This window comes from Bacillus cereus group sp. MYBK14-1, from assembly GCF_051916885.1.
Lineage (GTDB): Bacteria > Bacillota > Bacilli > Bacillales > Bacillaceae_G > Bacillus_A > Bacillus_A cereus.
In genome coordinates, this window is record NZ_JBQAHM010000003.1 from 545,230 (window position 1) to 569,060 (window position 23,831).

Here is a 23,831-nt window from a genome sequence, read left to right on the forward strand (position 1 = left end):
AGTATCCCTTGTTTAGAAGGAGAGGATTACTCATATGAAAATTGTTAAAATTTCCCCTCGTGGTTATTGCTACGGTGTTGTCGATGCAATGGTAATTGCACGTAACGCCGCATTAGATAAATCATTGCCGAGACCCATTTATATTTTAGGTATGATTGTTCACAATAAACATGTTACAGACGCTTTTGAAGAAGATGGAATCATCACATTAGACGGTCCAAGTCGCTTAGAAATTTTAGATAAAATTGATTCTGGTACTGTTATTTTCACTGCACACGGTGTTTCTCCAGAAGTTAAACAACGCGCAAAAGAAAAAGGTTTAACAACAATCGATGCTACTTGCCCAGATGTTACCAAGACGCATGACCTTATCGAAGCTAAGAAAGCGGAAGGGTATCATGTCATTTATATCGGTAAAAAAAATCATCCAGAGCCAGAAGGCGCAGTTGGTATTGCACCTGACATCGTTCACCTTATCGAAAGAGCCGATGATTTAAAAACATTAGAAATCCCAACAGATAAAATTTTAGTAACAAATCAAACAACGATGAGTCAATGGGATGTTCAACATTTAATGGAGGACATTCAAAAAAAATTCCCAACAGCAGAATTCCATAAAGAAATTTGTTTAGCAACTCAAGTTCGCCAAGAAGCTGTCGCTAAACAAGCTGATGTTGCAGACTTAACAATTGTTGTTGGTGATCCGAAAAGTAACAATTCAAATCGCTTAGCACAAGTATCACAAGAAATCGCGGGTACAAAAGCATATCGAGTTGCTGATGTAAGCGAAATTCAATTAGAGTGGCTACAAGGTGTAGAAAACGTAGCTGTTACAGCAGGTGCTTCTACTCCAACGCCAATTACGAAAGAAGTTATCGCTTTCTTAGAGCAATATAACCCAATGAATCCCGCTACATGGGAAAGAGTTCGAAAAGTACCGTTACAAAAAATATTACCTCGCGTGAAAGTGAAAAAAGAACAATAATAAAAACCGTTGCTTGCATGAGCAACGGTTTTTATTTTTCTTATACAAATATAAATGGATCTGTATGTAACTGCGAAGCATGAATGTGTACATTGAGTTTCTTTGCATCTACTTTTTCTTGTAATTGCTTTTGTACACCTTGTTTCATTACTTTTTCAACATTATGTCCTGGGTCAACTATATTTAAACCGAGCATCATCGCATCATGAGCAACATGATAGTACATGTCACCAGTTACATATACATCTGCTCCTTTAAATTTCGCTTGGTTTATATATTTATTACCATCTCCACCAAGTACAGCTACTTTACGCACTTTATCGTCTAACTTACCGACAACTCTTGCGCCCTTCACGTCTAATGATTGTTTCACATGTTCTGCAAATTGACCAAGCGTCATTTCTTCTTGTAAGTATCCTATTTTTCCTAGGCCTAACGTTTCACCTTTATTATCAAGCGGATACACATCGTATGCTACTTCTTCATAAGGGTGCGCCGTTACCATTGCTTTAATCACTTTCCGCTGTAATGAAGCTGGAATAATCGTTTCGATTCGCACTTCTTCTACACGTTCTAACTGTCCAGTTTCCCCGATATAAGGATTTGTCCCCTCTTGAGGTACAAATGTGCCTGTACCCTCGCTACTAAACGTACAGTGGCTATAATTGCCGATATGACCAGCACCTGCGTCTCCTAATGCATTCCTTACTTCTTCTGCATGAGTGACTGGCACAAACACAACAACTTTTTTCATTTCTTCTGCATATGTCGGTGCCAAAACTTCTGTATTTTGCAATCCTAACGCCTCAGCAAGTAAATCATTTACCCCGCCCTTAGCAACATCCACATTTGTATGCGCTGCATAGATTGCAATATCATTTTTAATACACTTTTCAATAATTTTCCCATACGCCTTATCTGTATGAATCGCTTTTAACGGGTTAAAAATTAAAGGATGATGAGCAATAATGACATTTGCCCCTAATTGAATTGCTTCATCCACAACTTCTTCCGTTACATCTAACGCAATCAATACGTGCCGCACCGGTTTATTAAGCGCTCCAATCTGCAGGCCAATCTTATCTCCTTCCATCGCCAAATGCTTCGGATACATACTTTCAAATAAAGAAATAATTTCATGGCCATTTGGAATTTTACTCATGATAAAACCTCCCCTATCATTTTCATTTTCGCTTCTACTTCCCCACGCTTCGCTTTTGTTTCTTCAGAATCAGCTGCACGTTCTAACTGTTTTAAAATATTTTGGAAGTTTTTTAATTCTCCTTCCCATTTTTCAACGAAGGCTTCACTTTTTTCTGTTATTAAAAATGGTCCCATAAACAATTCAGCTTGTTTATTTTCAGAGTAAGGCGCTGCAACATTTCCTCGCTCCCCTACTAAAATTTCGTAAATTTTCCCATCTTCTTTTACGATTTTTTCATGGATAAGCTCCCAACCATTCTCAATAAACCATTCACGAATATGATGCGCTGCAATATTAGGCTGTAAAATTAAACGTGTTACACCTTCTAATTTTTCTTTACCACTTTCTAAAATGTCACGAATTAACGCTCCGCCCATTCCGGCAACTGTAATTACATCTACTTCTCCTGGTGCGATAACAGCTAATCCATTCCCTTTACGCACATCTACTTTATCTTGTAAACCACTTTCAGCTACAGTTGCTTGCGCAGAGCGAAATGGTCCATCTACGACCTCTCCTGCAACTGCTTTTGTAGCAATATTATTTATAATTGTATAACACGGTAAATACGCATGATCCGATCCAATATCAGCGACTGTAGATCCTACTGGTATTTCACGTACAACTTCTTCTAATCGTTTTGAAAGCTTTACTTCATTCATGTATTTCCATTACTCCTTCTCTTGTCAGTCTGTCTCCATGATAATGAATTTATAGTAGTTGTTGCAAGCCCATAACAACAATTCACTGCTCTATCATTCATCGTATTTTAGAAAATATAGAAAAACAAGCCCTTTGCATAAGCAAAAGGCTTGTCATACGGAACTTTATTTTTTCTTCGATAACCAATCAGCTACTTTAGCGGCTTGATCAGCTGGAACTATATTGGCAGGCATATTGCCTTTTCCTTTCGAAAGAATTTCTTTAATTTCATCCTTTGAAAGTTTCCCACCAATTTTTTGCAAGTTAGGTCCAACTGCCCCTTGTAACTGATCACCATGGCAGCTCGTACAGCTTTGCTTCACAATATCTTCTGGTTTTGATGCCGTTTGTGCTGGCTTCCCGCCATTTTTTGCATCAGCTAACTCTTTAGATTTATTTAGCCCCTGAAATGAAAATACAAACATAACGATAATACCCAATGCTGCAATAAGAGCGAACGGAATCAGCGGATTACGTTTCATATCTCTTCTCCCCCCTCTATACCCCTAAATAGTTAGATGATTCAGTCATTTCCATTGTACTTGAAAACGCTCTATCAGAAAAGAGTAAACTACCACTTGTTAAAAATATTCCACAAATTCAGTTTATTGTTTTTTATTGTCATATCGCTTATTATTTCGATAATTATTAACGTTTCTCATCATATTTTTCGCTTTTCTACATATATTTTTGTATAGAATAAACAAAATTAATCGAAAAATCGAAAAATGAGCATTTGCAAATCAAAAGACAATTCTGTAAAATAAATTACAAGAAATTGTAATCGTTGCCGATAGCTAAATTTTAACAAAAATTAACAAAATAAAAAAGTTTACTTCACAATGGTGAAGTAAACTTAAAAAATAACCTATTCTAAGAAATCCTTAAGACGCTTACTACGGCTTGGATGTCTTAATTTGCGAAGTGCTTTTGCTTCAATTTGACGGATACGCTCTCTCGTTACGCCAAATACTTTCCCAACTTCTTCAAGCGTACGAGTTCGTCCATCATCTAAACCGAAACGAAGACGTAGAACATTTTCTTCACGATCTGTTAGCGTATCTAACACATCTTCTAATTGTTCTTTTAGCAATTCATAGGCTGCATGGTCCGCAGGCGATGTTGCTTCTTGGTCTTCAATAAAGTCACCTAAATGGGAGTCATCTTCTTCACCAATTGGTGTTTCAAGAGAAACTGGCTCCTGTGCAATTTTTAAGATTTCACGTACTTTTTCTGGAGCAAGATCCATTTCTTCACCAATCTCTTCAGGAGACGGTTCACGACCTAAATCTTGTAATAATTGGCGTTGTACACGAATTAACTTGTTAATCGTTTCAACCATATGGACTGGAATACGAATTGTTCGCGCTTGGTCTGCAATGGCACGTGTAATAGCTTGGCGAATCCACCAAGTTGCATACGTACTAAATTTGAAACCTTTACGATAATCGAACTTTTCAACAGCTTTAATTAGACCCATATTACCTTCTTGAATTAAGTCTAAGAAAAGCATACCACGGCCTACATAGCGCTTTGCAATACTTACTACAAGACGTAAGTTTGCTTCTGCAAGACGACGTTTCGCTTCTTCATCGCCTTCTTCAATACGCGTTGCAAGTCGAATTTCTTCTTCTGCAGATAGTAAGTCTACACGACCAATTTCTTTTAAATACATACGAACAGGATCGTTGATTTTAACCCCTGGTGGTACACTTAAATCATTGAGGTCAAACTCTTCTTCTGTTTTTGAAATTTGGCGATTATTAGGGCCTTCTTCGTTGTCATTATCACCAACTAAGTCAATGCCTTGTTCACCTAAATATTCATAGTATTCATCCATTTGATCGGATTCAATTTCAAATCCATTCATGCGTTCTGCAATCTCTTCATATGTAAGAACGCCACGTTTTTTTCCGAGCTCAGTGAGTTGTTCTTTCACTTGCTCAAGGGTCATTTCAGTTTCAATTTGTTTAGAACGAGCTGGTTTGTCAGCCATCTGTTCCCCTCCTTACGCGAGATACAAACATTCATTATACTAAAACTTTATCAAAAAAGCTATTTTCTCGCTTTTTGATTTTGTAAATATGCTACATAATATTTAGCAGCCTCTACAGGATCTGTTTTTTCCATTTGTTTCACTTTAAAGATGATCTCCATCTTTTCAAGTTTTTCCTGATGCCGCCTAAGCGTCTCCAAATGGCCTTGCAACACTTCTTCTGTGTATTCTGGATTAATAAATTCATCCGTCGAAATATCAGTGATAATATTTTTCAACTTTTCATCAGAGAGCCAACTTAAAAATGTTCCGACTGAAGGTTCATTTCCCTTTTCATAATATGCGTATAGTTCATATAAAATCCCTTTATGTTCTTCTGTATGAAAATCTTCTATATGGGATTCCATACGAACAGCTACTTCTGCACTTTGCAACATATGGTAAATAATTTCTCTTTCCGCTCTTTCAAAACCTGTTAACTTCGGTTTTGTTTGAACGACTTGAGACGGTTTAGCAACCTGCTTTATTTGTTTTTGCTGTACCTTTTGTTCTTTGCGATATTGGTGCAATTGATTCAAAAGTGTTTCCATTGAATACGAAAATTCTTGCGATAATGACTTCAAATATGACTCTGCCTGCATCGCATCTTGTAACAACGATAACTCTTTTAAAACACTTTTCACATATTCTTCTTTGCCAGACTCATCTTGCAAATTTTTCCCTAAACGCAAATAATTTATTTTAAAACCAACAAAACTCACACTTGATTTCACAAGATTTTCAAAAGCGGTAGTCCCATATTGTTGCACATATTCATCAGGATCAAGCTTATCTGGCAAGGATGTGACTTTCACTTGGCAACCAACTTTTAGCAATAATTGCCCTGCTTTCATCGTCGCTTCTCGCCCTGCTTTATCACCATCATAGCAAAGAACAACAGTTTCAACGTTACGTCGCAGAAGTTTTGCTTGTTCTTCAGTTAAAGCTGTTCCCATTGTCGCAACAGCTTCTTCCACACCACTTTTTACCGCAGCTAGTACATCGGCATATCCTTCAAAAAGAACCACTTGCCCACGCTTTCTAATAAACGGTCTTGCTTGGTGGAAGTTATACAACAATTTACTTTTGTGAAAAATCGGTGTTTCAGGGCTATTTAAATATTTCGGAGTGTCATCCCCTAACGCCCTTCCACTAAACGCTATCACCTTACCTTGTAACGTATAGATCGGGAACATAACTCTTCCACGGAAGCGATCGTAATGACTACCATCCTTCTCACTTCTTATTAGAAGGCCAGCTTGTTCCATACTAGACAGCGATAAACCTCTTTTTTGTAAAATTTTCGTCGCCGCATCCCAAGCAGGTGATGCATAACCAATTTCAAACTTCTCAATCATCTCTTTCGTAATACCACGGTTTAATAAATATGAAAGTGCTTCATTTCCCTCTTCCGTATTTACTAATAAATGATGATAATACTTTTTCAATAATTCATGAGCTTGTTGCATGATGACAGTGTCATCAGATATGTCTTCTTGTTGTCCTTGTCCTGATGTGTACTCTGCAACCGCAATTCCATTTCTTTCGCCTAGCTTTTGAACAGCCTCGGTAAAAGCCAGTCCTTCCATTTTCATTAGAAAGGAAAATACATTTCCACCTTCTCCACATCCGAAGCAATGAAAAATTTGCTTATCAGATGAAACAGAGAATGAAGGAGAATTCTCACCATGAAATGGACAAAGGCCGAAATAGTTACGCCCCTGTTTTCTAAGTTGAACGTATTCACCAATGACTTCTACAATATCGGATGATGTCCGAATCTGTTCAACAACTTCTTCGGGAATTCTGTTCCCCATAACTCCATCTCCGTGTCGTATTTTGTATTCGATATAAATTAAAAAATTCCTTTATAATTCGACAATATTTTTCTAAACTTGTTAGAAAGTGTTGCCGATTACATTGTATAAACGATTTTGAACCTTTCCTATAGGTCCTTTATCTGCATAAATCGCATATACATACTTGCTATATAAAATTGTATACATTTGCTCATCTGTTACAAATGTATCTCTTAGAAACAATACATATACACCTTTTTCCAAGAAGAGTAGCAAGCCACATATACTGTTTGATCTTGAGATCTGTAACTTTTTCATGTTGATCCATATAACAATCAACTCCATTTTGTTCAGTATCTACAATGATCCAATTGCCTTGCTATTTCCTTAAAGGATGAGCATATGATGCGACAAACAAAATTCCGACATGAAATTCCGCTCCAACTTGCACAATTTCAGCCTTCACGGGATATACATCTACACCAACTAATATGTTGTTGATGTTTTGCATATTTCTGTATTCTACATCCCTTCTGTGAATCCTTCCATAATGTGCGTTTTCTTGTATAGATTTTGTCGATTTAACGTAATTACATGTCTTTTTCGTAAATCCTATCCCTAGTTTATTCTGAAAAATTAAAGTCTAAACGTAAAATATAGGTTTTTATCACAATTTTTTATTATAATATATTTTCTTCAACTACGCTACATATCCCTTTATTTTTTCATCTTACATTTCAGGATGACAAACTCACACCTTGAATATACTAAAAGACAAAGGAGTATAAGTATAACCATTACACTACAATCTATTACAAAATCCATAGGTATCATATTTCACACGAGCGAAAAAAGCACATTCACCTTTGGTAAATGTGCTAAAACATTTTTTGGTTTTGCACTGCATTCACAATAATATTTGCTGTTTCTTCAATCGCTTTATTCGATACATCGATTACTTGGCAATTTATTTTACTAATTACTTCCTCAAAGTGATCAATTTCTTCTTGAATACGATTAATATTTGCATATGTTGCTCCATCACTTAATCCAAGTGATTTTAATCGTTCTTTTCGAATATGATTTAACTTATCTGGCGTAATTTTCAAACCGAAACATTTTTCTTTTGCCACTTGATATAGTTCTTCAGGTGGGTCAACTTCTGGCACGAGTGGTACATTCGCAACTTTCAAGCGTTTGTTATGAGCTAAATATTGGGAAAGTGGTGTTTTTGATGTACGCGAAACACCAATCAACACGATATCTGCTTTTAAAATACCTCGTGCATCTCTGCCGTCATCATACTTCACAGCAAACTCAATCGCTTCAATCTTTTTAAAGTATTCTTCATCTAACCTACGGACAACACCTGGCTCATATCTCGGCACTTGCCCCGTAATTTCTTCAATTTGATCAATAAGAGGGCCGATAATATCGTATGCCTCTACCCCTTCTTTTGCAGCCTCTGTTACTAAATACTGGCGCATATCAGGCTTAACTAACGTAAAACATATAAGTGCTTGATTACTCTTAGCAATCGAAATCACTTCTTTTAATGTCCCTGTATCTTCTACATACGGTACACGTCTAATATCAGGAGCAAACGGGAATTGCCCCATTGCTGCTCGAACAACCAAATCAGCCGTTTCCCCTACAGAGTCAGATACGACATATACGATTTTATTATCCATTACATTACCTCACTTTAAACAAATTACACTTATTCGTTATTTACTAAATTTACAAACGCACGTGTAATATTTGTTTTTGTAATTCGCCCAATCACTTCTAAACCTTGTTTCGTATCTTTTACAACTGGCATTGCATCAATCTGTCTTTCTATTAATTCCATCGCAATATCATATAAAGAATCCTCTCTACGACACATCGCAATGTTTGGCATCCTTGTCATGATAATATTAACCGGAAGAGAGGTTAAATCCTGCTTTCCTAAGCTCGCTCTTAATAAATCTTTACGAGACACAACACCAACTAATAGAGTCATCTGATCTACAACGAACAATGTACCAACGTCCTCTAAAAACATCGTACAAATTGCATCGTATACGGAAACATTTTTATCAATTACAACCGGTCTAGATTGATAATCTTGTACTTTAATTTTCTTAACAGCTTCAGATAATAGCTGCCCCCCAGTTTTACCCGTATAAAAATAACCTACGCGTGGACGTGCTTCTAAATAACCAGCCATCGTTAAAATTGCTAAGTCTGGTCTTAGCGTCGCACGTGTTAGACCCAATTGCGCTGCAATTGATTCCCCTGTAATAGGACCGTGATCTTTTACAATCTGAATGATATGTTCTTGCCGTTTATTCAGCTCTATGATAATCACCACCTTTAATGCACAACGAAAAAAGTTATACTATCTCTTAAATATTATATACTAAATATGCTATTCGAAAAAGAAAGTATGTAAAAAGGACCGTATACGGCCCAAAATTATATTTGAAACTTATCAAGTTGTTCTAAAAAACGTCTTGATTTCAAATAAATTCCGCAATATTCATCATAATATGTATTCAATACTAAACGCATTTGTTTTTTTGTGCTATCCTTTACCGATACATTTCCGAGCCTATGTAAATCGAAATGGAAGAAAAGACGTAATAATTTATGAACAGCTTCTCCTACCGGTATACGATATGGGTCTTGCTCTGCATGACGTGAGCACAGAAAACCGCCTTCCCTGACGGAGAAGGCGACAAAGTCTGTTTCTTGATGACAAATCGCACATGTATCAAAGTACGGGCGCATCCCTAATACCGGAAGCATTTTCGTTTGATAAATTAATGATAATACTTCTGGATCAACACCCTCACACATATAATGCAACGTTTGATATAACATTTCAAATAAATACGGATTATGTTTTTTATCTTCTGTTGCTTTATCAGTTAACTCAACAATAAATGATGCATAAGCAGTTAAAAATATATCCTCGCGAATTTCTTTCATAGTTGAAATAATCTCGCCTTGTTGCAATGTTCCAAGCCCAGATCCCATTTGAATTAGAAAATGGCCATGTGTCATTAATTGCGACACAGATGCTAATCGGCTTTTCGGTTTTTTTGCCCCTCTTGCCATTGCACTTACCTTACCAAGTTCTCTTGAGAATATTGTAACAATTTTGTTCGTTTCTCCGTAATCTGTCGTACGGATAACGATGCCCTCAACTTTTTGAAACATGTTCGTCACCATCCAAGGTTTGAACAAAACGGGTCAAGAAATTGGAGAGTCTAGATGCGCTAGCTCCTCTTCATGTTGATCCATCTCATCGTTTACGTCTTTTTCCATTTCTTTCAAAAGCAAGTACGTTTCAATGCTTCCTGTTTTGGAGAAAAACTTCCAGGTAAAATCTAGCATAAGAATCCACCTTTCTCAATAAGCGTAGCCTATAAACCAATTTCCTTTGTTGTTATTAAATTGACCCATTTTGTCCATTTTCATGTGAGAAAAATTTTTCCTAATTTATCAAAGTTCATAAAAACCAATAATCAGTGGATGAACCAACCATCCACTGATTACAACTTTACTCTATTTTAGTACTCATCCTCGCGGAAACCTAGGTCACGAAGCTGAGACATTTTATTACGCCAATCTTTTTGCACTTTTACCCATACTTCTAAAAATACTTTAGAACCAAGTAGCGCTTCAATATCAAAACGAGCTCGCTTACCAACTTCTTTTAACATTTTTCCTTGTTTTCCGATGATGATTCCTTTTTGTGATGCACGTTCAACAACAATCGTTGCATTTATATAAACTGCCCCGCCCTCACGCTTTTGAATCGCATCGATAACAACAGCCACAGAATGCGGCACTTCTTCACGTGTTAAATGTAGTACTTTCTCACGAATAAGCTCTGCAATAATAAATCTCTCCGGATGATCCGTTACTTGATTCTCTGGATAGTATTGTGGTCCTTCTGGTAAATACTTTTTAATTGTCCCAATTAAAGCGTCCACATTATTACCGTCTAACGCAGAAATTGGTACAATCTCTGCAAACTCATGTAGTTTACGATATTGATCAATTAACTCTAGTAATTGCTCTGGATGAAGTTGGTCAATTTTATTAATGACTAAAAATACTGGTTGTTTTGTTTCTTTTAATTTCTCAATGATGAATTCCTCACCACGACCAAATCCTTCAACTGCATTAACCATAAACAGAACAATATCAACTTCTTTTAATGTCGTTTGCGCCATCTTTACCATGAAGTCGCCTAATTTATGTTTAGGTTTATGTATTCCTGGTGTATCAATGAAAATAACTTGTGCATCATTTTCTGTATATACACCTTGAATTTTATTACGAGTCGTTTGTGGCTTATCACTCATAATAGCAATTTTCTGGCCGATAATACGGTTTAAAAATGTAGATTTTCCAACATTCGGTCTGCCAATAATAGAGACAAAACCTGATTTATAACCTTTTCTATTCATGTAAATCCTCCGCTAAAAATGCTCCTGGTAACAATTCTCCGACTGTCGTCTCTTGAACGTCACCATGTAAGTTTGATAAGTATACTTTCGTATCCTGTTTACATAATTCTACCATAACTTGTCGACATGCTCCACAAGGAGGTACTGGACGCTTTGTATCTGCTACAACCGCAATGGCTACAAATTCGTTATCCCCTCCAGAAACCGCCTTAAATAAAGCTGTTCTTTCAGCACAATTACATAAGCCATATGATGCATTCTCAACATTACATCCACGATACACTTTCCCATCGCGCGTTAATAATGCTGCACCTACTTGAAATTTAGAATATGGTACGTACGCTTGTTTACGCGCTTCGATTGCTTCTAGAATTAATTGTTTACTATTCATATTCCCGCATCCTTCCTGTTCACAGCTATGAAGAGATACACTCTCTCATTAAAGGCCCTTACGGCACTTCCAAAGCTTAATAAAAGCTTCGGAATGCAACTATACCATATACGGTAAAAAGATAATAGCACCAATTATAACAGCTATAATTGCAAACAATAAAACCGCTCCTGCCGCAACATCCTTTGCAATTTTTGCAAACGGATGAATATCGGCAGTCGCTAAATCTACCGTTTTTTCCACAGCCGTATTTACCATCTCTAAACTCATTACACTCCCTATTACAATAAGTAATATCATCCACTCTATTTTCGTAATATGGAAATAAAAGCCGCAGCATATAACAATGACTGCGGCTAAATAATGGATTTTCATATTTCGTTCATGACGAAAACAAAAGAATATACCAGCTATAGCATATCCAAAACTATCTATAAGTTTTCCTTTTTTCATCGTCCTAATCCAAAAGCTTCTAAAATTTCTTTTTGTCTTCCGAACATTTCTTTTTCATCTTCTTCTGTCATGTGATCATAACCAAGTAAATGTAAAAAGCCATGTAACGCCAAAAATCCAAGTTCACGATCGAAAGAATGTCCGTACTCTTCAGCTTGCTCTTTCGCCCTTGGAATAGAGATAATAAGATCCCCTAACATGCGCGGCATCTCTGCACCAACAATCTCCATTTCTCCTTCTCCCATCTCTTCCATGGCAAAGGATATTACATCTGTAGGTTGATCTTTATCTCGGTAATCACGATTAATTTCTCTAATGCGCTCATTATCTACAAATGTCACCGATACCTCCGCACCATCCTCGATATTTTCCATTTGAGCTGCTTTTTCTAACACTTCACGAATTAAACTCATATACTCTTCTTTTACTTCTTCTGTTTCATCAATAAAATCAATTAACAAACTCATTCTTTCTCCTTTTCTTCCGGAGGTTCCGGATATGTAATACGCGAATGGAAAATACCATTTAACGTTTCACACAACGTTTTTCCAACGATTTGTAGTTCCTTAAACGTCAAATCACATTCACTAAATTGACCGTCTTGCAGTCGATCTTTAATAATACTTTGCACCAAATTATTAATTTGTTCTGGCGTTGGGTGATTCATAGAACGTACCGCAGCTTCTACACTATCAGCAATACCAACAATTGCCGATTCTTTCGAAGTTGCTTTTGAACCTGGATAACGGAACATCTCTTCTGTATATTTTTCTTTATCTTCTTTAATAGCTTTATAATAAAAATATTTCAGTAACGTTGTACCGTGATGTTGCCCAGCGATATCAATAATTTCTTGTGGAATATGATATTCTTCGAGCATTCTTACTCCATCCGTTACGTGAGCAATTATAATATCTTTACTCGTTACAGGATCTAATTTATCATGCGGGTTTTTAATTCCCATTTGGTTTTCAATAAAGAATTGCGGTTGTACTGTTTTTCCTACATCATGATAATATGCCCCTACACGCGCTAATACACCATTTGCCCCAACTGCTTCACAAGCAGCCTCAGAAAGGTTCGCTACCATTACACTATGATGATATGTCCCTGGCGCTTCTAACAAAATTCTGCGTAAAAGCGGATGATTTGGACTTGATAGTTCCATAAGCTTCATACTTGATACGATTCCAAGTCCACTTTCTAAATATGGTAAAATCCCCATAGCCAAAACGGATGATATAATCCCTGAAAGTGAAGCCATTAATAATTGCGTACCAATTTCAAGAGGCGAAAAATTCCCATTACGTAATAATAAAAGCGCCGCCAATACGACTACATTTAATACAGAAACGAGTATACCAGCTTGTAAAATCATTGTACGACGATTTTTTTCTCGCAAGAAAATACTAACCGATAACGAACTTAACAATACGTAAATCCCTACACTATAATTTAATGTACTCGTTACTCCTTCATTAAACATAATACTTCCGCATACAGAAAAAATCATACTCGTTAAAAAGACAAATCGATCACCAATCATTAGTTTTACAAGTATTGTTCCCATCGCAACTGGGACAACATATGCAATCCCTGCGTATTCAAGTTTTTGAAACAAACTAATGATTTTCATTAAGACGATTGTGATAGACAAAATTGTAATATACGCTAAAACATACGGTCTATCTTCTCTTTTTCTCTTTAAAAATAATTCAAATTGTTTATGCATAAAGTATAGTAACACACCAATGAGTACCGCTAATCCAACATAAGGTTGAAAACCGTTCCCTTTTTCTAACAAACCAACTAATTTCAACTGATTATACACATCACTTGAAATTGTTTCACCTTCTCTAACAAGAACTTGTCCTTGAAGAATATAAACAGGTGGAACTAAATCTTCCTCTGCTTTTCTCTTCTCTTTCGTTAAGATTGGGTCATAAAAATAGTTAGCTGAAATTGCATATCTTCCTAGCGCCTTAATTGATTCTTTTAAACCATTATCAACATTAACACTATTCATCTCACTTACATATCGTTCTTTCGCATCTTTCAATTCGTCCATTTTAATATGCTCAGTCATGATACTATTAATCGCTGTGACCGCAGCATCTTTCGCTAATACTAATTGGCTCGGATCTGCATTAATCAAATTCAGTAAGTTTGAATCAGATAACTCTTTCGTTAAGTCAGCGGGTAGTTTCTTTTTTAACTTGTCCACTTTCTCAGCATCAGTCATCTTTTTTTGATCATCCGGTCCAACAGCTTTAATCTCTTGCACCACTTCATCCACTTTAGCAAAGACGTCATTCACAATATCAACTTTGTTTTGTTTATACTCACTTTTATATGTATATTGATCTTCAACTTTTGTAGCGGCTTCTTTTTTCTTTTTATCCGTTGTAACTTTATCTTCAATTTTTATAGGAGAATGGATTGTCTTTTTCGCAATAGAATACATATTAACATCTAATTGTTCTGGTTTTACATTATTCATAAGCGCAAAAAACAGCACTGCTCCTAACACAACGTAAGAAATCCAACTTAGTTTTTTCGAATGTTGTAAATTACGAAACCACTTAGAAATTTCTTGAGATCTTGACATGATTTCAATACCTTCTCCTCTCCAGAAATAAAGTGAAACTATTTATAGCTTTCATTTCTTCTACCAAACGATACTTTGAGGCAATATTTTATACACTAGTACCAATAGTTTATTTTCCTTATCTTTCATGATAGTAAAAAATATGACGTTCGCCAACCTTATCATACAAAAAGAAATGATCCTGACAAATAGGATCATTCCATTTTATCATATGCCTCAATAATACGTTGCACCAATGGATGTCTCACAACGTCCGTTTGTTCTAATGTAATAAATGACAGACCTGATACACCAGATAAAATATTAGCAGCTATAGATAGCCCTGATTTTACCCCTTTTGGCAAGTCTACTTGTGAAGGGTCCCCTGTAATAACCATTTTAGAACTAAAACCTAATCTTGTTAAAAACATTTTTATTTGAGCACCCGTTGTATTTTGAGCCTCATCTAAAATAACAAATGAATCATCAAGCGTACGCCCCCTCATATAAGCAAGCGGAGCTATTTCAATTACTCCTCGCTCCATCATACGCTGCGTATATTCTTGTCCAAGAATATCATGTAAAGCATCATATAACGGGCGTAAGTATGGATCTACCTTCTCTTTCAAATCCCCTGGTAAAAAACCTAAATTTTCTCCAGCTTCTACAGCAGGTCTTGTTAAAATAATTTTCTTTACATATCCTTGTTTTAAAGCCCTCACAGCCATTACTACAGCTAAATATGTTTTTCCAGTTCCTGCAGGCCCTATCCCAAAGACAATATCATTCTTCTTCATCGCATGAATATATCTTCTTTGCCCCATTGTTTTTACACGAATGGATTTACCTTTTGCAGTCTTGAAAATTTCTTCCTCATATAACTCTTCAAATTGAGCAATTTTCCCTTGTTGTGCAAGCTGAATCGCATACGCAACATCTCTCTCTGAAATTGATATACTTTTACGAATTACAACAAGTAATTGCTGTAAGATTTTTTCTACGAGTGCCACCGTTTCAACTGCCCCAGATACATGAACAGTTTCTCCTCTAGTTACGATCGATACATTCAGTTCTCGTTCAATTACTTTTAAATGCGCATCATTAACTCCAAAAAGAGCGATTGCTTCGTTAGCATTTTCCAATTGTTGGTTCATTTCTACTAATTGTTCTGCCATTACTCAGTCTCCTTGAATATCGGATTCGGATATTGGTTGTGGCTCTGCAATATTTTCAACCACAGTATAATGCAATGTAACTTTTAGTTGATCCGCCTCAACCTCTTTACTCAAAATCTTATCACTTACAATCATAGCATGTTCATCCAATTTTTTCTTTAGTTCTTTTTCGGCCATCTCCTTCGCTACTTTCAGCGCTTGCTTTTCTGTATATTCTCGATTCGCTTCTTCCTCTTCTCTCACAACATCTTTTTCATATGCAATCGGCAGTGTAAAACCAAATAATTTCACATCATGCTTTACACTTTCAGTACGAGAGCGTTTATACTTATCATGCTGAAATCCCCATATTTTTATTTTCGTATCCCCAAATTTAAGAAAATGTTCATTGTATACATTACCAGTATACACTTGGAATTGCGTCTTTAACGGGACATCCACCTTAGATGTATACCACGTTTCGCCATATACAATACCTTTCGCTGAAACAATCGTCGGACTTTCCTCATTACCATATATTCCCGATACGAGAATCTGTCCTTTTTCTACATGATCATTTTTCAGTACAACCGGCTTTCCAACTTCTACAAACGTTTTTGTAATAATCGCTTCTTTTTTTGCTACTAAATTTTGCGGCCTTTGTTCCTTTTCTTTCTTCGGTTCGTTTTTTTCAACAATTTTAAAATGATAAGTCGTTCCCCTTACTTCTAGTCCCGCCCAAGTAATGGCATTAATATTATCTGTCAAATGGCGTTGTACATCTTCTACATTCGGCATTTGAAATTGTAGTTTCCCTTTTTTAATACCCATTTTATCCAATTCTTTCATCAATATATATTCTGTTTCAGGTTTAGCTCCTGTAATTTCAATTTTCCAAACCATATTTGACATTGCAATCACACCAAAAAAGAAAATTAAAAAACCAATTAAAAATCCACTGTTTTTAATTAAACGTTTATTCCAAAAAGGAAAACCATAACGTCCAATAAAATATAATTTACATTCATTTTTTCTATAAATTGGTTTTATTTTTTTCACATCGCGTAACAACATACAAAAAACTAACGTTTCATCAGCTATCTTTTTAACATCCCAAACTAATAAATTCCTCCGTACACATTCATTAACAAACCGTTCCGCTCCTCTACCTTCAATTCGCACTTTTACATATCCAAGCCACTTTATAAACCATTTATTTTTCATTTACCACCTTCACTACCTTTCTAAAAGTAGATATACTACTTTTTATTTGAAGCATTAAAATAGCTCGTACTAAAATAAAACAGAGTAAAACTGTAATCAGTCTCTATCAACGGAACTTTTACAGGATAAAGAAGAAAAACTTCACAAATGGAAGTTTCACTTCAATCACCTTTTTTTTCATTTTCTAAAAATGTTACTTGCTCAATTATCCCCTCGAGTAAAAGCTCTTCTGGAAGAATCGTTTTAATAACAAAGGATTGTCCTTTAATTAATAATTGACCGTGTTTTAAAAGCAATCGCACTTCTTTATCTGAAAACACTAATAACCCCCGATGATTTTCTATATAAATATGTATTTGCCCAACAAGAGTAATCCGAGGTAGATCCATTAATACATCCACTGGTAGGTCTACTTGTTTTGTCAACCAATTTTTCATTTGTTCTAATTTCTTCATCTCGAAAGACCCCCTCTCATCCCATATATATGTATTTCTTCACAAGTGCCTATCGTGTTATAACGACTTCACTAACATAACTATATTCTGCAAGAGTTCATATCATGTTAATTAAAACAGTCGCTATATGAAATCATATTTGTCAGGACAATGATGGATCAGAGGATGTTACCTTTAATAATAGAAGTATTAATACAAGAATATGCGCCCCTACAGGATATCAGTACAAGTTACATTAAGAAATTGAGCCTAGCGAGAAGTGGGAAACTTGAAAAAACCTGTTACAATTCGTTCTGGACGTGACATACTGACCATAGAATAAGTAGTTGTCATTTATTGGACAACTGAGATAAAGTAAAACTATAATCAATCCTCACCAATCGGGCTACCCGTTAATGCGGGATAAAATCAAAAAAAAGAAAATTTCTTCACTCTGAATGTTACGTTGTAAGTAAGAATATTTTATAGATGGTTGTTATATGAATTTCAAAAAATATTAGGGTTCATTAAAAAATGAATTAATAAATGAGGAAATACGAAAGGAAATCGGCTTTGGTCAAGAAGTTTTGAATGTTATAAAACAAGTTACCGACAGTAATATCCAGCCATTTTATGCAACTGATGCAAAATCTAAAATAGTTAGAATCTCTTTCGTTACCTTTGAGGATTATGCTGAAGAGCAAGCTATAAAACTTCAATCTGAGTTTCAGAAGGCTCGGTACTTAGCTTTTATTCGCGAAAGAAGTTTTAGTCAAGGAAGTAAGAATAGGTGTAGAATCGGAATTATACAAGGAAATAATAAATTGAAACTTTAACTAGAGGGGTTTTTATCACTTACAGAAACGCTTTTTAAGCAATATAGCGTTTCTCCTTAATCAGAACAATAAAAAAACGTCTCATACGAAATGAGACGTTTTTTTATGCTAATAGCTGGATAACCAGCTTATTCACAAGTGATCCGTCTGTTTTACCTTTTACTTTCGGCATAACAGCAGTCATCACCTTACCCATATCTGCTTTAGAAGTCGCACCAACTTCAGAAATAACTTGCTTGATTACATCAACTAGTTCTTCTTCAGTTAATTGCTCTGGCAAATATGCGCTTAAAATCTGAATTTCACTTTGCAGTTTATTAACAAGGTCTTCACGACCAGCTTTTTTAAATTCAAGGAGGGAGTCCTTATACTGTTTTACTTCACGAGCTAAAACTGTTATTTCCTCTTCTTCAGTAAGAGTATGTTGCAGTTTAATACCTTCATTTTGTAAAGCAGCCTTAACCATACGAATAACGGTTAATTTTTCTTTTTGTTTATTCTTCATCGCTTGTTTCATATCATCGTTTAAACGACCGAGAAGACTCATAACTTACACCCTCTCTTAGAATTTACGCTTTCTTGCCGCTTCAGATTTCTTCTTACGTTTTACACTTGGTTTTTCATAAAACTCGCGCTTTCTTGCTTCAGCAAGTGTACCAGTTTTAGAAACCGATCTTTTAAAACGGCGAAGTGCATCCTCCAAAGACTCGTTTTTACGAACGACTGTTTTTGACATTCTCTTTCCCTCCCTCCGAAACATCACACTTACATACTAACTTCAGCATGCAAAAAGAAACACTTCTTCAGCATGTCTTTTACGATTATAATACATTTTATCACTTCAGGTCAACTATTTGGCAGAATAAAAGAAGAATAGAAGCATTTCCTTTTCAAAAGTTATGCAAATAACTAGTATCCTTCACTGATGAAGACAACTATATTTTTATCATTTCATCTTTTTTCATACAGGGATGCATGAAACGCCTCCCCACCTTCTATTACTTAACCGCTTCAAATAAAGAAAGCATGCAAACCGTTTCCGGTTGCACGCTCTTTTTATGCGCTAGCTGATTCTTTTTTCACATCATCTTCAAGAACACGAACAAATTGCGCTTCGTTATATGGATAACCAGCTTTCGTAATTTTCACTTTCACTAGCTTACCAATTAATTCTTCTGATCCTTCAAATACAATTTTCAAGTAGTTATCTGTATAACCTACATATAACCCTTCACGGTCGCCCTCTTTAAATTGCTCTTCCGGAATGATTTCAAGCACTTCACCTTCAAACGCTGATGCGTACTCTTTCGCTAATTGATTAGATAGCTCAATTAAACGATGAACACGATCGTTCTTCACATCTTCAGGAACTTGATCTTCCATGCGCGCTGCAGGTGTTCCTGTACGTTTTGAGTAAGGGAACACATGTAACTCAGAGAAGCGGTTCTCTTTAATGAAATTGTATGTTTCCATGAATTCTTCTTCTGTTTCACCTGGGAAACCAACGATTACGTCAGATGTAATCGCAAGGCCTGGTAACGCTTCTTTCAAACGATCTAAACGCTCTTGGAAGAATTCCATCGTATATTTACGACGCATACGTTTTAATACAGTATTAGAGCCAGATTGCAACGGAATATGCAAGTGGCGTACAACTACTTCAGATTTATCTAACACTTCAATTACTTCATCTGAAATTTGACTCGCTTCAATAGAAGAAATACGAAGACGTTTTAATCCGCCTACTTCCGCTTCCATATCACGAAGTAATCCAGCTAAGTTATAATCTTTTATGTCTTCGCCGTATCCACCTGTATGAATACCCGTTAATACGATTTCTTTATAGCCTGCATCCACTAATTGTTGCGCTTGTTTAATAACTTCTTTTCCATCACGAGAACGCATTAAACCGCGCGCCCAAGGAATGATACAGAATGTACAGAAGTTATTGCAACCCTCTTGTATTTTTAAAGACGCACGTGTACGATCCGTGAAATAAGGTACATCAAGTTCTTCGTACACACGTGTTTTCATAATATTGCGGACAGCATTAATTGGTTGACGCTCTTTACGGAATTCTTCGATGTAACCTAACATCTTTTCACGATCCTGTGTACCAACTACAATATCCACACCCGGGATCGCCATAATTTCAGCTGGAGATGTTTGTGCATAACATCCCGTTACACAAATAACTGCATCTGGATTTTGACGCACAGCACGTCTGATTACTTGACGGCTTTTTTTGTCCCCAGTATTCGTTACTGTACATGTGTTAATAACATATACATCAGCTTTCTTTTCATATTCTGTTCTTTCATAACCACCTTGTTTAAACAATTGCCAAATGGCTTCTGTTTCATAGTGGTTTACTTTACAACCTAACGTATGGAACGCAACAGTTGACATTGATCATCACCCCATCAATTCAAAATGATACGAAGCAGCACTTAACGCGTATAACGGCGCCGTTTCTGTTCTTAAAATTCTTGGTCCTAAACTACATGGTACAAATTTATGTTCACGAAGCGCTGTAATCTCTTCCTCAGCTAAACCGCCTTCTGGGCCAAATACAATCAATAGCTTTTGACCTGGTTTCATTGTCGTTAAAGCTTTCGCAAAATTAGATTTCTCGCCTTGTTTTGCTTCCTCTTCGTAAGCAACAAGACAAGCATCATACTCACCACTCATTGAAAGCAATTGCTTAAATGATGCTGGAGCATGTACTTCTGGAATTTCACTTCTATGTGATTGTTCCGCAGCTTCTTTCACAATTTTTCTTAAACGCTCAACTTTTTTATCAGCTTTTTTCGCATCCCATTTTACGATAGAGCGAGATGCTTGAAATGGTAAGAATGCAGCTGCCCCAAGCTCAGTTCCTTTTTGAAAAATTAACTCTAGCTTGTCTCCTTTTGGCAGTCCACTTGCAATCGTCACGAAAACAGGAAGTTCACTTGACGCCTCTACCCATTCTACAATAGCCGTATTAATAAATTCACTGGTAATTTCATCAATTGAACATACTGCTGTTTTTCCATTTACACAGCAATAAATATGATCACCAGCTGACATACGCATCACTCTTGCGATATGATGTACGTCATCACCTACAATGCGAATACTTGTCTCATTTACATATTTCTCTTCTACAAAATAACGTTGCATATAATCACCTTAGTAGAGTTTCGTTCCTTTCGTAAGTCAACACTTACGAAAAGAACGAAACGTTATCATTTTTCATATAACAAACGGCAAGTCCCTCACCTTATAGTGAGAGACTCCCCTTTTCATTATAGACTAAAATCTATATTACGCATTTCGTGCAATAATTGCTACCCAATCTTCCATTCGTAACACTTCTTCAATTGTAAATCCAGCTTTTTCTAGCGCCTCAGAAATTACTTTTTCCTTCGCAGCAATAATGCCCGATGTAATAAATAATCCACCTGACTTCACAACTCTTGCTGCATCTTCAGGGAATAATAGAATAATTTCTGCTAATAAGTTAGCTACGATTAAATCAACAGGACCTTCAATACCTTCTAAAAGACTATTTTGTCCAACAGACACGATATCATCTGTTTTATTTAAACGTACATTCATTTCTGCACTTTCAACCGCAACCGGATCTAAATCATACGCTTGAACAGAAGACGCACCTAATTTTGCTGCTGCAATACTAAGTACACCAGAACCTGTTCCTACATCAATAATAGCGTCACCTGGCTGTACTGTTTTTTCTAAAGCACGGATACACATCGTTGTTGTTGGATGAGTTCCTGTACCAAACGCCATACCCGGGTCTAATTCAATGATTTTTTCATCAGGAGAAGATGGTGTATATTCTTCCCAAGTCGGTACGATTGTGAATGTATCAGAAATTTGTACTGGATGGTAATATTTTTTCCAAGCAGTAGCCCAATCTTCTTCATTGACTTCGTTAACGGTAATATTTCCAGTACCAATTTCGATGTCGTAAGATGGAAGCACATCAATAGATGATTTTACACTTGCAATCGTTTCATGTAAAGAATCGGTTTGCGGGAAATATGCTTTTATTAATACACCTTCCGCCGGATATTCATCTGGATTCAATGCATAAATTTCACCATATTGTTGCTCGCGCTCTTTCGTTAACTCCGCTGGATCCTCAATCGCAACTCCGCTAGCACCAGCTTCATGTAAAATATGAGAGACAGCTTCTACTGCTTCTTCTGTTGTATGAATACTAATTTCTGACCATTTCACAATTTACCAACTCCATTTTTTATTTCCATTATTCCCCTTTGAAAGCACGTTTAAGCTTTCCGAATAAACTATCATCCTGCTCTTCTTGTCCTGCAAATTCACGTAATAAATCTTTTTGCTGTGAAGTCAATTTCGTCGGTACAACAACACGAACGACTACATATTGATCTCCTTGACCGTATCCACGTACGTTCGGAGCACCTTTTCCTTTTAAGCGGAACTCTGTTCCAGTTTGTGTTCCTGCTGGGATTTTCAGCTTCACTTTACCATGAACAGTAGGGACTTCCACTTCAGCACCAAGTGCCATTTGTGCAAATGTTAATGGCATTTCGCAAATAATGTGGTCTCCTTCACGCTCGAAGAATTCATGATTTCTTACATGAACAACAACATATAAGTCTCCTGCTGGTCCGCCATTTACGCCGGCTTCACCTTTTCCAGACACACGAATTTGTTGACCATTATCAATACCCGCTGGAATTTTAACATTAATTTTTTTACGTTTACGAACTTTACCTGAACCGTGACATGTCGTACATTTTTCTTTAATAATTTGTCCAGTTCCTGAACAATGACCACAAGCTTGACGGTTTACGATACGACCAAACGGTGTGTTTTGTTCAACACTCACTTGACCAGAACCTGAACAATGTTTACATGTTTCTTTTGAAGTTCCTGGTTTTGCTCCACTACCTTTACAAGTATCACATGGATCTTCTACTGGAATTTCCACATTTAATTCCTTACCAAAAATAGCTTCTTCAAAATCTAAAGTGACTTGATATTGTAAGTCAGCGCCTTGGCGCGGAGCATTTGGATCACGACGTCTGCCGCCACCACCGCCAAAGAAAGAACTAAATATATCTTCAAAACCGAAGCCACCGCCGAAGTCTCCTCCGCCGCCAAATCCACCGAATCCTTGATTTGCACCAGCATGACCAAATTGATCGTACTGCGCACGCTTTTGATCATCACTTAACACTTCGTATGCTTCTTGTACTTCTTTAAACTTTTCAATTGCATTTTCTTCTTTGCTTACGTCTGGATGGTATTTTTTAGCCAAACGACGATACGCTTTTTTTATTTCATCTGTTGAAGCGCCCTTGCTAAGTCCAAGGACCTCATAATAGTCTCGTTTACTCATAAATTTACAACCCCCGAATCTTTCACATAAACGTAATTTTAACACCGAAAGAAAGTGCTTTGCAACAAAGTTTCCTCACTTACAGTATGCAAAGCGAAAAACTTAAGATCCTCACACATCGCTTCTCATTCGTGAAAAAAGCCAAAGTCAAGGCACGCTTGACTTTGAC

Annotated in this window: 25 protein-coding genes; 1 reads left to right on the forward strand and 24 read right to left on the reverse strand. The window is 36.4% G+C overall.

What is annotated here, in order from left to right; all coding sequences use genetic code 11:
* Positions 1 to 34 precede the first annotated feature (34 nt).
* Positions 35 to 985 (forward strand): 4-hydroxy-3-methylbut-2-enyl diphosphate reductase, encoded by a 951-nt coding sequence (locus ACTFR3_RS12510; protein WP_000706662.1) that lies wholly within the window; start codon positions 35 to 37, stop codon positions 983 to 985.
* Between the two features lie 40 nt (positions 986 to 1,025).
* Here the strand turns inward: ACTFR3_RS12510 and ACTFR3_RS12515 are convergent, their stop codons facing one another.
* From ACTFR3_RS12515 to dnaJ, 24 genes are all read right to left on the reverse strand, one after another.
* Complete coding sequence (locus tag ACTFR3_RS12515; protein WP_000036243.1) at positions 1,026 to 2,147, reverse strand: Nif3-like dinuclear metal center hexameric protein; 1,122 nt, start codon at positions 2,145 to 2,147, stop codon at positions 1,026 to 1,028.
* Positions 2,144 to 2,851, reverse strand: coding sequence for a tRNA (adenine(22)-N(1))-methyltransferase (locus ACTFR3_RS12520; RefSeq protein ID WP_001006542.1), 708 nt, complete (start codon positions 2,849 to 2,851; stop codon positions 2,144 to 2,146). The genes ACTFR3_RS12515 and ACTFR3_RS12520 overlap by 4 nt, the downstream gene beginning before the upstream one ends.
* Positions 2,852 to 3,016: 165 nt before the next feature.
* A complete protein-coding gene (gene cccA, locus ACTFR3_RS12525) occupies positions 3,017 to 3,373 on the reverse strand; it encodes a cytochrome c550 (protein ID WP_000828141.1) in 357 nt (118 codons plus the stop codon).
* 386 nt (positions 3,374 to 3,759) lie between these two features.
* The gene (gene rpoD / locus ACTFR3_RS12530) at positions 3,760 to 4,887 is read right to left on the reverse strand and encodes an RNA polymerase sigma factor RpoD (RefSeq protein WP_000764065.1); all 1,128 of its coding nucleotides are present in this window, start codon (positions 4,885 to 4,887) and stop codon (positions 3,760 to 3,762) included.
* A gap of 59 nt (positions 4,888 to 4,946) precedes the next feature.
* Complete coding sequence (gene dnaG, locus ACTFR3_RS12535; RefSeq protein ID WP_000528221.1) at positions 4,947 to 6,743, reverse strand: DNA primase; 1,797 nt, start codon at positions 6,741 to 6,743, stop codon at positions 4,947 to 4,949.
* A gap of 81 nt (positions 6,744 to 6,824) precedes the next feature.
* The gene (locus tag ACTFR3_RS12540) at positions 6,825 to 6,968 is read right to left on the reverse strand and encodes a hypothetical protein (RefSeq protein ID WP_000479733.1); all 144 of its coding nucleotides are present in this window, start codon (positions 6,966 to 6,968) and stop codon (positions 6,825 to 6,827) included.
* Positions 6,969 to 7,603: 635 nt separating this feature from the next.
* A complete protein-coding gene (locus ACTFR3_RS12545) occupies positions 7,604 to 8,416 on the reverse strand; it encodes a pyruvate, water dikinase regulatory protein (protein ID WP_000368944.1) in 813 nt (270 codons plus the stop codon).
* 29 nt (positions 8,417 to 8,445) lie between these two features.
* On the reverse strand, positions 8,446 to 9,078 hold the full coding sequence (locus ACTFR3_RS12550; protein ID WP_000583756.1) for a helix-turn-helix transcriptional regulator: 633 nt from the start codon (positions 9,076 to 9,078) through the stop codon (positions 8,446 to 8,448).
* Positions 9,079 to 9,185: 107 nt separating this feature from the next.
* Positions 9,186 to 9,932, reverse strand: a complete 747-nt coding sequence (recO, locus tag ACTFR3_RS12555) for a DNA repair protein RecO (RefSeq protein ID WP_000487009.1) — start codon at positions 9,930 to 9,932, stop codon at positions 9,186 to 9,188.
* Positions 9,933 to 9,965: 33 nt separating this feature from the next.
* Positions 9,966 to 10,109: a YqzL family protein gene (locus ACTFR3_RS12560; RefSeq protein WP_000883924.1), complete on the reverse strand. Its 144-nt coding sequence runs from the start codon at positions 10,107 to 10,109 to the stop codon at positions 9,966 to 9,968.
* 176 nt (positions 10,110 to 10,285) lie between these two features.
* Entirely contained in the window at positions 10,286 to 11,191 is a 906-nt protein-coding gene (era, locus tag ACTFR3_RS12565; protein WP_001080230.1) for a GTPase Era, read from the reverse strand.
* The gene (locus ACTFR3_RS12570; RefSeq protein WP_440044453.1) at positions 11,184 to 11,582 is read right to left on the reverse strand and encodes a cytidine deaminase; all 399 of its coding nucleotides are present in this window, start codon (positions 11,580 to 11,582) and stop codon (positions 11,184 to 11,186) included. The genes era and ACTFR3_RS12570 overlap by 8 nt, the downstream gene beginning before the upstream one ends.
* A 99-nt stretch (positions 11,583 to 11,681) precedes the next feature.
* Complete coding sequence (locus tag ACTFR3_RS12575) at positions 11,682 to 12,035, reverse strand: diacylglycerol kinase family protein (protein WP_000715464.1); 354 nt, start codon at positions 12,033 to 12,035, stop codon at positions 11,682 to 11,684.
* Positions 12,032 to 12,502, reverse strand: a complete 471-nt coding sequence (gene ybeY / locus ACTFR3_RS12580; RefSeq protein ID WP_000054684.1) for an rRNA maturation RNase YbeY — start codon at positions 12,500 to 12,502, stop codon at positions 12,032 to 12,034. The genes ACTFR3_RS12575 and ybeY overlap by 4 nt, the downstream gene beginning before the upstream one ends.
* Positions 12,499 to 14,643, reverse strand: coding sequence for an HD family phosphohydrolase (locus ACTFR3_RS12585; protein ID WP_000091510.1), 2,145 nt, complete (start codon positions 14,641 to 14,643; stop codon positions 12,499 to 12,501). The genes ybeY and ACTFR3_RS12585 overlap by 4 nt, the downstream gene beginning before the upstream one ends.
* 194 nt (positions 14,644 to 14,837) lie before the next feature.
* On the reverse strand, positions 14,838 to 15,797 hold the full coding sequence (locus ACTFR3_RS12590; protein WP_000840501.1) for a PhoH family protein: 960 nt from the start codon (positions 15,795 to 15,797) through the stop codon (positions 14,838 to 14,840).
* 3 nt (positions 15,798 to 15,800) lie between these two features.
* Entirely contained in the window at positions 15,801 to 17,000 is a 1,200-nt protein-coding gene (gene yqfD, locus ACTFR3_RS12595) for a sporulation protein YqfD (protein WP_000792498.1), read from the reverse strand.
* A 161-nt stretch (positions 17,001 to 17,161) separates the two neighbouring features.
* Entirely contained in the window at positions 17,162 to 17,455 is a 294-nt protein-coding gene (yqfC, locus tag ACTFR3_RS12600) for a sporulation protein YqfC (RefSeq protein ID WP_000732269.1), read from the reverse strand.
* Between the two features lie 918 nt (positions 17,456 to 18,373).
* Positions 18,374 to 18,817, reverse strand: a complete 444-nt coding sequence (locus ACTFR3_RS12605; RefSeq protein WP_000054562.1) for a GatB/YqeY domain-containing protein — start codon at positions 18,815 to 18,817, stop codon at positions 18,374 to 18,376.
* 15 nt (positions 18,818 to 18,832) lie between these two features.
* Positions 18,833 to 19,006 (reverse strand): 30S ribosomal protein S21, encoded by a 174-nt coding sequence (gene rpsU / locus ACTFR3_RS12610; protein WP_000048061.1) that lies wholly within the window; start codon positions 19,004 to 19,006, stop codon positions 18,833 to 18,835.
* A 320-nt stretch (positions 19,007 to 19,326) separates the two neighbouring features.
* A complete protein-coding gene (gene mtaB, locus ACTFR3_RS12615) occupies positions 19,327 to 20,679 on the reverse strand; it encodes a tRNA (N(6)-L-threonylcarbamoyladenosine(37)-C(2))-methylthiotransferase MtaB (protein WP_000108680.1) in 1,353 nt (450 codons plus the stop codon).
* A gap of 6 nt (positions 20,680 to 20,685) precedes the next feature.
* Entirely contained in the window at positions 20,686 to 21,435 is a 750-nt protein-coding gene (locus tag ACTFR3_RS12620) for a 16S rRNA (uracil(1498)-N(3))-methyltransferase (RefSeq protein WP_001190154.1), read from the reverse strand.
* A gap of 144 nt (positions 21,436 to 21,579) precedes the next feature.
* A complete protein-coding gene (gene prmA / locus ACTFR3_RS12625; RefSeq protein ID WP_440044454.1) occupies positions 21,580 to 22,518 on the reverse strand; it encodes a 50S ribosomal protein L11 methyltransferase in 939 nt (312 codons plus the stop codon).
* Between the two features lie 28 nt (positions 22,519 to 22,546).
* On the reverse strand, positions 22,547 to 23,662 hold the full coding sequence (dnaJ, locus tag ACTFR3_RS12630) for a chaperone protein DnaJ (RefSeq protein WP_000043946.1): 1,116 nt from the start codon (positions 23,660 to 23,662) through the stop codon (positions 22,547 to 22,549).
* Positions 23,663 to 23,831 lie beyond the last annotated feature (169 nt).